8 protein-coding genes are annotated in these 9,818 nt (G+C 60.6%); 5 read left to right on the top strand and 3 right to left on the bottom strand.

The annotated features are described in order from the left end of the window. Window positions 1–202: transposase (locus ABWU19_RS08455; protein ID WP_435901268.1), on the top strand; the 202-nt coding region annotated here is incomplete at its 5' end. 6 nt (window positions 203–208) lie between these two features. Here the strand turns inward: ABWU19_RS08455 and ABWU19_RS08450 are convergent. Next, window positions 209–688, bottom strand: a complete 480-nt coding sequence (locus tag ABWU19_RS08450) for a DUF456 domain-containing protein (protein WP_435901267.1) — start codon at window positions 686–688, stop codon at window positions 209–211. 102 nt (window positions 689–790) lie between these two features. Here ABWU19_RS08450 and ABWU19_RS08445 point away from each other — a divergent pair, with 102 nt between their 5' ends. Continuing rightward, window positions 791–1,450, top strand: coding sequence for a DUF502 domain-containing protein (locus tag ABWU19_RS08445; protein WP_435901266.1), 660 nt, complete (start codon window positions 791–793; stop codon window positions 1,448–1,450). Here ABWU19_RS08445 and ABWU19_RS08440 read toward each other — a convergent pair. Next, window positions 1,447–1,605, bottom strand: coding sequence for a hypothetical protein (locus tag ABWU19_RS08440; RefSeq protein ID WP_435901265.1), 159 nt, complete (start codon window positions 1,603–1,605; stop codon window positions 1,447–1,449). The genes ABWU19_RS08445 and ABWU19_RS08440 overlap by 4 nt on opposite strands. Before the next feature lie 283 nt (window positions 1,606–1,888). Here ABWU19_RS08440 and ABWU19_RS08435 point away from each other — a divergent pair, with 283 nt between their 5' ends. The 3 genes from ABWU19_RS08435 to ABWU19_RS08425 all read left to right on the top strand — a co-directional run bounded on the left by ABWU19_RS08435 (window position 1,889) and on the right by ABWU19_RS08425 (window position 6,626). Then, window positions 1,889–3,259: an acetyl-CoA hydrolase/transferase family protein gene (locus tag ABWU19_RS08435; RefSeq protein WP_435901264.1), complete on the top strand. Its 1,371-nt coding sequence runs from the start codon at window positions 1,889–1,891 to the stop codon at window positions 3,257–3,259. Window positions 3,260–3,602: 343 nt separating this feature from the next. After that, window positions 3,603–6,350 carry a type I DNA topoisomerase gene (gene topA, locus ABWU19_RS08430; protein ID WP_435901263.1) on the top strand — a complete coding sequence of 916 codons (2,748 nt, stop codon included), beginning with the start codon at window positions 3,603–3,605 and terminating at the stop codon, window positions 6,348–6,350. Window positions 6,351–6,365: 15 nt separating this feature from the next. After that, window positions 6,366–6,626 carry a hypothetical protein gene (locus ABWU19_RS08425; RefSeq protein WP_435901262.1) on the top strand — a complete coding sequence of 87 codons (261 nt, stop codon included), beginning with the start codon at window positions 6,366–6,368 and terminating at the stop codon, window positions 6,624–6,626. A 169-nt stretch (window positions 6,627–6,795) separates the two neighbouring features. Here the strand turns inward: ABWU19_RS08425 and mfd are convergent, their stop codons facing one another. Then, window positions 6,796–9,759, bottom strand: a complete 2,964-nt coding sequence (gene mfd / locus ABWU19_RS08420; protein ID WP_435901261.1) for a transcription-repair coupling factor — start codon at window positions 9,757–9,759, stop codon at window positions 6,796–6,798. Window positions 9,760–9,818: the final 59 nt, after the last annotated feature.

Here is a 9,818-nt window from a genome sequence, read left to right as displayed (position 1 = left end):
CAAACTAGAAGAGGCCAAGAAGGGTTTCGTGTTGCTTCCCCGGCGTTGGGTAGTTGAGCGTAGCTTTGCCTGGATGGCTCGTTTTCGCCGGCTGGCGCGTGACTACGAGCGACTTACCGAAATGCTAAAGGGTTTTCACTGGCTGGCCTTCTCGATTCTGTTATTACCGAAAGTTCTTGATGGTTTACGATCGGCTTCTTAGCACACTCTAGAAAATGGCCTGAATTACCAGAATGCCCATCAGCAAGTGAATCAGAAACTTGCCCGCCAAACCTCCCAACAACCCCAGCACAGCCCCCCAGGCCCCCCGCAGCGCATTCTCTGCCGAACGCCCCGCCACAAGTTCCCCCACATAAGCCCCGACAAATGGCATCAGGAACAGGCCCAGCGGAGGCAGAACAAAAATACCCAGAATGCCCCCCAAAAAAGCCCCCCACACCCCCTGACGGCTGCCACCAAAGTGCCTGGCACCCAATGCCCCTGCGATGTTATCTACCAGCGACGACAGCACGGTCAAGACCGCCAGGGCAATCCAGATGGGGAGGGAAATTTCGCTGAACCCCACCAGCAACTCGTGCAGGAAAGCCATCCCAACGATAACAAACCCAGCCGGCACCACCGGAATAAAAGTAGCAACCAGCGCCACTGCCCACACCACCACAAACAGCCAGTCCGCAAAAGCACTCACAGGCTCTTAGTGTAGCAATGTGCAAGCAAAAAGCGCTGACCGGGGCCTCGGTCAGGCAAATCTCTTTTCAAAGCCACCCGGATCGGTACACTCTAGAGATATATGGCTGCTCGACTCCGCCGCTACTTCCTGACCGGATTGTTGTCCACGCTGCCCATTGCGGTAACGCTGTACTTTCTGTGGTGGGTATACAATTGGTCGAACAACATCATCGGAAGCATCCTGCGGGCCATAGACGCTGAACCTTCGCGCTGGCTTTTACCGTTTATGCCTATTTTAGGTATCCTGGCCACCCTTGGCCTGGTGGTTCTGGTCGGTGCACTGGCTAATAACTACGTAGGGCGGCTAATTTTGGGGGCCATTGACCGCAGCATCAAAACCATCCCCCTGGTGCGTGAGGTCTACAATGCTGTGCAGCAAATCGCGCACACCCTGCTGGGCCAGCCCGAGGTGCAGTTTCAGCGTGCTGCGCTTATTGAGTATCCCCGCAAAGGCCTGTACATCCTGTGTTTTATCGCCACCCCCCAGGTTGGCAAGAGCCTATCCCCGCTGCCCGAAGGCTACACGGTGGTACTGGTACCCACCAGCCCGGTTCCGGCCTCCGGAATGGCCATTATTGTGCCAACTGCGGACGTCATTCCTCTGGATATTAGCATTGAGGAAGCCCTCAAGTACGTGGTGTCGGCTGGTTTTATTTTGCCCAACAACCGGGCCAGGCAGTTAATCGAAACCAGCGCTGTTCCACCTAAACCCAGTAACTAGCGCAAGCCCTGGGACGGCAGGGGGGTCTCTTCGATTTTTTCCTGGGCCTGCTCGAGGTAATGCACCAGCGCCTCGAGGTTGGGGAAGTAGCGGGTTGGCCCACCCTCGGCAGACCTAATCGAGGCTTTGACGGCGCCATCGGGACCTCGCCACATGCGAACAATTAAAGTCACCGCCTTTGGGCGCACAACGCCCCCTTTCATGTCGCCAGGGTAGCGGCCATAGCGTTATATTTGCGTTATATGCAGCCCACCCGAAGCGCTTCCACGGCCAGCACAGAGCCTGTTAGGCTTGGGTGCTACGGGTGGGAGCCTCCTTCAGCCCACTTCCCTGGCTAGAAGCAACGGGGCCTTTTCGTCGTTTTTATGGCATCCAGCACTTTTTTCTGCCAGCGCTTACGGGCATCTGTCCTGATTGCGCCGCGTTAGTATGAAAGCTATGGAAGCGATTTCACGTACCGGAAAAGCCCTTGGGCGCAGCGAGGCAGAAAAGGTCTACCAGAGCAAGCTGGCCAGCCTGGAAGTGGCTGCGGGCATGATCAAAAGCCACTCGAGGGTTTTCGTTTCGGGCAACGCTGCTACACCCACACCCCTTCTGGAGGCCCTGGCCCAGCGCAGAAATGAGCTGGAGGGCGTCGAGCTGGTTCACGCGCTACAGCTTGGCTCCGACCCCTTCCTGGCCCCCGAGATGGAGGGGCATTTCCGCAGACGCTCCTTGTTTGTGGGCCCTGCCGACCGTGAGGCGGTCAACTCGGGTCGGGCCGATTACGTACCCATTTCCCTCCACCAGGTGCCCTGGTTGTTTAAGCGCGGTGTGCTGCCCCTGGACTATGCCCTGGTGCAGGTTTCACCCCCTGATGAGTTCGGCTTTGTCAGTCTGGGTGTGGAGGTTATTGCAACCAAGGCCGCAGTAGAGACCGCCCGGCGGGTTATCGCCCTGGTCAACCCCCAGATGCCGCGTACCCTGGGCGACACCTTCGTGCATGTTTCCAAGTTTGCAGCCTTCGTGGAAATAGATTTTCCACTACCAATACTGCCCCGGGACAAGTATGGAGAGGTAGAGGCCAAAATTGGTAAGTACGTGGCCGATCTCATCGACGACGGATGCACTTTGCAGCTGGGCATTGGGGCTATCCCCGATGCAGTTCTGGCCAACCTGACCGGGCGCCAAGACCTGGGCATTCACACCGAAATGGTTTCTGATGGGGTGATGGAAGCTCTGGAAAGAGGCATCGTGACCGGCCAGCGCAAGACCCTGCTGCCCGGCAAGGTAGTGGGCACGTTTGTACTGGGCTCCGAGCGGCTGTATCGGTTTGTGCACAACAACCCCCTCTTCGAGATGCGGCCCGCCGACTGGGTCAACAACCCCTTCAACGTGGCCCGCAACGACAACATGATCGCCATCAACTCGGCCCTCGAGGTAGACCTCACCGGCCAGGTCTGTGCCGACTCAATCGGGACTCGAATCTATTCGGGCTTTGGTGGCCAGCTCGACTTTATCCGCGGGGCCGCGGCCAGCAACGGCGGAAAACCCATCATCGCCCTGCCCAGCAGCGGCAAGAACGGCGCATTTAGCCGCATTGTCTCCCTGCTCAAAACCGGCGCCGGCGTTGTGACCACCCGGGCCGATGTGCACTACGTGGTAACCGAATATGGCGTGGCCGAACTCTTCGGCAAGAGCCTGCGCGAGCGGGCCCAGGCCCTCATCGGCATTGCCCACCCCAACTTCCGCGAAGAACTCAGCCAGGCCGCTTTCGAGCGCGGACTCCTGCCCAAAAGCCACCCTGGGTTCTCCCCTCCTCGCCAATAATGCCGGGTTTAGCTGAACAGTTGCTGTTTAGAGCGCCCTTCACAGATATTGAGCTGCTCACAGCTTGATTGCTTTGTCCTGCACAGCACATGGGAGGCCACACCTGTGAAGGGTGCCATAAGATAGCCGAAATTGCCCCACGCACGGCGTAAGCCAGCGCGTTATTTGGCGTAGCCCCGGAAATACCTCAGACTTTTCTCACAGTTTATGCCCTTCGGCTGCCAGGGTGGGTGGGTTTGTCAAAAAAACCCGTTTAGCACTTGCTTTTTTATAGTGGGCTCGAGGCCTTGTGTCAGGTACGCCCTTGACAAACCACCCGCGCCTCGTCCATATACTTAGCCGTATGCCGGATTCAACCTTAATTGTAGTGGAATCTCCTGCCAAGGCAAAAAGCATTCAAAAAATGCTGGGTGCCGGGTACGAGGTGCGGGCCAGCAGGGGTCATGTGGCCGACCTGCCCGAACGCGAACTGGGCGTGGACACCCAGGCCGACTTTGCACCGCAGTATGAAGTCAAAAAAGACAAGCAGCCCGTGGTGAATGAGCTCAAGCGGGCTGCTAAGGGAAAACGGGTACTGATAGCCACCGACCCCGACCGTGAAGGCGAGGCCATTGGCTGGCATGTGGCCCGCCTGCTGGGGCTCAACCCACAAACCCCCCTGCGGGTGGAGTTTCACGAGATCACCCCCAAGGTGGTGCGTGCGGCCGTGCAGAAACCACGTCCCATAGACCAGAGCCTGGTGGACGCCCAGCAAGCCCGAAGGGTGCTGGATCGGCTGGTGGGCTACCAACTTTCGCCGGTACTCAGCATGGAGTTTCGGCGCAGGGCGCTATCGGCAGGCCGGGTACAGTCGGTTGCGCTCCGGCTTCTGGTAGAGCGCGAGCAAGAGATCGAGGCTTTTGTTCCACAGGAATACTGGACGGTTGAGGGGCAGTTTGAGTCGGAGGGCCAGCAGTTCAGGGCCATGCTCTATAGTGTGGGCCAGGAGCGGGTTCAGACCAGCGAGAGGTTTCTCATTACCAGTGAGGGCCAGGCCAAAGACATCACCCGCCGGGCGGAAGGCATACAAAACTACCGTATCGGCAGCATCGAGCGCCGCGAACGACGCCGCAACGCCCCCCCACCTTTCATCACCTCTACCCTGCAACAGGCGGCCAGCAGCCGCCTGGGCTGGACCGCCAGTCGCACCATGCGAATTGCCCAGAAGCTCTACGAGGGGGTAGATCTACCCGAAGGTGCAGTGGGCCTCATCACCTACATGCGAACCGACTCCACCAGGGTCTCGCAGGAGGCCCTGGCCGAAGTGCGTGAGTTTATTCCGAGCCACTTTGGCCCTGCTTACCTGCCGGAGAAACCCAACTTTTTTACCGGCAAAAAAGCCGCCAATGCCCAGGATGCCCACGAGGCCATCCGCCCAACTTCCACCCTGCGCACCCCCGAGGCCCTGCGCAAACATCTGAGCGACGAGGAGTACAGGCTTTATCAGCTTATCTGGCAGCGTTTTGTGGCCTCCCAGATGACCCCCGCCGTCTTCGACCAGACCACCGTGAACATCAGTGGCGGTGAAATGGTCTTCCGGGCGGTGGGCTCGGTGCTGAAGTTCGATGGCTACTTACGGGTGTATGGGCGCGAAGAGGGCGACGATGCCGAGAACCAGCTACCCCCCCTGCGAGAGAATGCTGCGGCCAGGCTGCTGAAGGTTACGCCCGAACAGCACTTTACCGAGCCGCCCCCACGCTATACCGATGCCAGCCTGGTAAAGACCCTCGAGGAGATGGGCATCGGACGACCCTCCACCTACGCCCCCACCATTGACACCCTCGAGCGCCGGGGTTATCTGGAGCGGGCTGGCAAATCGCTAAAGCCCACCCCACTGGGCCGCGAAGTGACCGGGTATCTGGTCAAGACCTTCCCCGATGTGGTGGCCTACGACTTTACTGCCCAGCTCGAGTCCCGCCTCGACGAAATAGAAGAAGGCAAGGCGGCCTGGCCCAGGGTTGTGCGAGAGTTTTACGAACCTTTCCTCAAGGACTTTGCCAGGCTTCCCCAAAAAACGTGTCCCCGGTGCGGGCGGCCCATGGAGCTAAAGGTTTCCAGGTTCGGGCAGTTTCTGGGTTGCACCGGCTACCCTGAGTGCAAATATACCGAGCGGCTCGAGCAGAAAAAAGAACCTGAGCCAATCGGCGAAGCCTGCCCGGCCTGCCAGGAGGGCCAGCTGGTGCGGCGGCACGGACGCTATGGCAGCTTCATTAGCTGCAACCGCTACCCCCTGTGCAAGTACACCCGCGACGAAGCCCCTTCTACCGGAATCGAATGCCCCAGGTGTCACGCTGGCGAGGTGGTGCAAAAAACCAGCAAGCGGGGCAAACCCTACTACCGCTGCAACAACCAGACCTGCGACTTCCTGTCCTTCGACCCACTGGTACCTGAAAAGTGCCCCCTGTGTGGCTGGAATGAAGTAGCCAAGGGTCGTTCCGGCAAACGGGCCTGTTCCAACCCCGGCTGCTCTCGCTACGGCGGGCCCGACCTGCAGGCCCTCAACCAGCGTCGCAGCGAGGGCAAAAGCAAGGCCAAAGGCAAAAGTACCTCCAGCTCGGGTGCTACCTGGGCCGACCTCGAGCCCTTCATGGCCCAGGTGGGCCTGACCCCCCAGCAGGCCGAGGTGGCAAGGCGCACCCAGGGCCAGCAAAAAGCTGTGCCAGAGGTGGCTAAAGCCCTCAACCAGCCCGAAGAGGCTGTGCTCAAGCTCTTCCGCCAGGCCATGTTCAAGCTACGGATGGAGTACGGAAGACACAAAGCTGGGGGCGAGCAGGACAAATCGCCAAGCAAGACCAAGCGCAAAACCGCAAAAGCCAAACAAAGCGAGAAAAGCGCAACCTGGGCCGACCTCGAGCCCTTCATCGCCCAGGTGGGCCTGACCCCCCAGCAGGCCGAGGTGGCAAGGCGCACCCAGGGCCAGCAAAAAGCTGTGTCAGAGGTGGCTAAAGCCCTCAACCAGCCCGAAGAGGCTGTGCTCAAGCTCTTCCGCCAGGCCATGTTCAAACTACGGATGGAGTACGGCAAATCCCGCAAGGAAGCAGTCGGAGCATAGCGGGTCGCCTTCGGTATGAAACTTCACCTCGTGCGGCTTGCCAAGCGTCAGGGACAGGCCCATTTCCCTGGCCTGGAGGGTTTTTTTACCTACCTGCTAACCCAGCCGGAACAGGTTCAGGAGCCACGCCTGTACATTGTGCTCGAGGGTGAGGTGATCGTTGACCTTCCCGACCACAGCTACCTCCACCTGCGCAAGGGCGAGGCAGCCCATCTCCAGAGTCCCCACCGGATCGCCCCCATCGACCCCAGCGTGCTGGCGGTTTGGAAGGTGTAACAGAGCGCTTTTCACAAATATTGGGCCACCCACAACCTGACTGCTTTGTCCTACCCAGCGCAGTTGCCTCCCATCCGGGAGGCAACGTCTGTGAGCAGTGCGATCAGAACTGTCTTTGACTTGTTCTTTTCGCTGGGGCGCCCACCTGGCGGCAGAGTCGGAGTTCTGCTCAGCCCACCAGGTACAGCACATCGCTAAGGGCCTGAATATACTCCTCGGCCCGCAGACCTTTTTTTGCAATGCGGAAGCCGGGGGGATACTGGGTGGTCTCGACACGGAAGGGCAGGGCCCGCATGGCTTTGGCATCGTAGTCCAGGCTTGGCTTGCCAAAGGCCAGTTGCAGATACATCAGGTCTTCGGTAATCGATATCACTCCCCGCCCCTCGGCCAGCAAGCGCAGGCGGGTCAGGGACAAAAAGTTTTCCACCTCCTGAGGGGCCGGGCCGTAGCGCTCTTTGAGTTCTTTAGCCAAGCGGGAGAGCTGGGCCAGGTTTTTGCATTCGGCCAGACGACCGTAGTAGCGGCTGCGAGCAGCAGGGCTGGGAATGTATTCCGGGGTCAGGCGGGCCGAGAGTTGCAGGTCGAGGGTTACGTGGCGTTCGGGTTCGGCTTGCTCGCCTTTGAGCTTGCGGATGGCCTCGGACAACAGTTCGGTATAGATTTCCAGGCTTACCGCACGGATATGGCCGTGCTGCTCGGGGCCCAGCAGGTTGCCCACGCCCCGTATTTCCATGTCCTTCTCGGCCAGCAGGTGGCCTGAGCCAAGGTCCGATAGGTCGGCAATGGCAGCCAGGCGGCGCTCGGCGCCTTCGGTCAGCCGCAGGGGGTGAAAAAGGTAGGCCCAGGCCTCCTGATCGCGCCGACCCACCCGGCCCCGAAGCTGGTAGAGCGCGGCCAGGCCCAGTTTATCGGCTCGCTCAACCAGGATGGTGTTGGCCTCGGGAATGTCCAGGCCGGACTCGATGATGGTGGTGGCCAGCAGCACATCAAAGGCCCCCTCGGCAAAGGCCAGCATGGTCTCCTCCACCTCGGCCTCCTGCATCTGCCCGTGCACCACCCCAAAGCGGGCCTCGGGCACCAGGGCTTCCAGGTATTTACGTCGGGCCAGGATGGTAGCCACCCGGTCGTGGACGTAAAAGGCCTTTCCGCCGCGCTCGAGCTCATCCATAATGCCCTGCCGCACCAGGGCCGGGTCGTAGGGGGCCAGCAGGGTTCGGATGGGCTTGCGCCCGGGGGGCGGGGTCTGGATGCTCGAGAGGTCCCGCAAACCCACCAGGGCGCTGTAAAGGCTACGGGGGATGGGGGTCGCAGAAAGGTAAAGCGTGTCAACAGCCTCTTTTAGCTCGCGGATGCGTTCCTTCTGGCCCACCCCAAAGCGGTGCTCCTCATCCACCACCAGAAGGCCCAGGTTCTTGAAGCGCACGTCGCTGGAGAGCAGGCGGTGGGTGCCTATTACGATGTCTACGCTGCCCCGTTCCAACCCTCCCAGGATCTCCCTCGCCTCCCGCTCGGAGGTAAAGCGCGAGAGCGCCGCTACGCGCACCGGCAGACCCGCCAAGCGCTTCTGAAAGGTTTCTTTGTGTTGTTCGGCCAGTAGTGTGGTGGGCACCAGAACCGCTACCTGAGCCCCATGCCCCACCACCCGAAAAGCAGCACGGAGGGCCACCTCGGTCTTGCCAAAACCCACATCGCCTGAGATGAGGCGCTCCATCGGGCGGGGAGCCTCGAGGTCGCGCAGGGTATCCTCGAGGGCCTTCTGCTGGTCGGGGGTCAAGGCAAAAGGAAAGTTCTGCTCAATGAGCACATCCCAATCCGGCAGCGGCCCAAAAGCCCGACCCGGTGTGGCTTCGCGCCTGGCGTGCAGCACCAGCAGACGCTGTGCCAGCTCTTCGGCATCTTTAGCGGCTTTTTCGCGGCTTCTCCTCCACTCGCCCTTGCCCAGCGAGGAAAGCGTGGGGGGGTCGTCGGTGGTGCCGGGGTGGCGCTTTAGGAGAGGAAGCTGCTCGACCGGCAGGTACATGCGGGCCTCGCCGGCATAGCGCAACACCAGGTAGTCGCGCTTCGCGCCCAACACTTCGCGGGTCTCCAGCCCCAGATACTGGCCAATGCCGTGCTCGGGATGAATCAGGTAATCGCCCACCGCCAGGGCCCCCGGGTCGGCCTCACCCAGCAAGAGTTTTCGGTTGCGCAGCACCTCGGCCCCACCAAATGCGTACAGATGAGCCTCGCTGAGGTATACCGTGCGGCCTTCGGTATCCAAAAATGCCCCTTCAAAGGGCGCTGGAACCAGGTTCAGGGTGGTAGGCTGGGGGGCCAGGGTTGGGGTAGAGCGCAAGGACTTGTGGCCGAGTGAGGACGCCTCGAGCTTTTGCAACAGGTAGCTGCGGCTTTTGGCGTGGCGGTAAAAGAAAACCGCCGCATAGCCCTGGGCCAGCCAGGCCTGCACGTCTTCCACAAACTGCGAGATGCGGGCCCGGTAAGGCGGCAGGGGCTGGAAGGGCAGGTGCAACGGCGGCAGCTCTGGGCCACCCAGACCAAAGCTCACCCTGGCCCGCCCGGCAAGCAGGGGCCAGAGTTCAGCCGGGGCCAGCGAGGGGGTATCGAGGAAAACAGCCCCCGGAAAATGCAGGATTTTATGGGAGGTCCAGGTCTCGGCCTTTCCAGCTTTGGCGGTGAGCACATAGCGAAGCTGTGATACACCCTGAAACCAAATTGCTTCCAGCACATCGCCAAAAAACTCCAAGCGAAGCTCGTCGAGCTCGAGCAGGTCCCCCCGCACCGCGTAGTCTTCCCCTCGGACATAGCCCATGCGGGTCAGCAGCTCTAAAAGCTGGTCGCGAAAGTACTGCTGGCCTGGCGTAAGCACCAGTCGCCACTGCTCGGGCTGCTCGGGAAAAGGGGCCAGGGCTTCCTCGTAGCTCATCACCACGGCCTGGGCCTGCCCAAAGGCCTCGAGGCCCGGGTTCAAGTAGGTCGTCACACCCAGCGCGGCCAGGTCGGCATACTGGGGCAGCCGCTCTGCTGGACAGAGCAACACCCGGGGGCCAGCGCTCTGGGCGAAAAGCAGCGCCCGGGCCACCTGGGGCAGGCTTGGCAAGTGGTGGTTCAGGATGGTTTCTGCAATCAGATTCATAAGTGTTGGTTTGCTTGCGGTGGCTTGTTCTGCCACGTCAAACGACAAAAAACAAGCTG

Source organism: Meiothermus cerbereus, assembly GCF_051297115.1.
GTDB lineage: Bacteria > Deinococcota > Deinococci > Deinococcales > Thermaceae > Meiothermus > Meiothermus cerbereus_A.
Note: the sequence above shows the minus strand (reverse complement) of the source record. Positions and strands in the feature narration are given on the sequence as shown.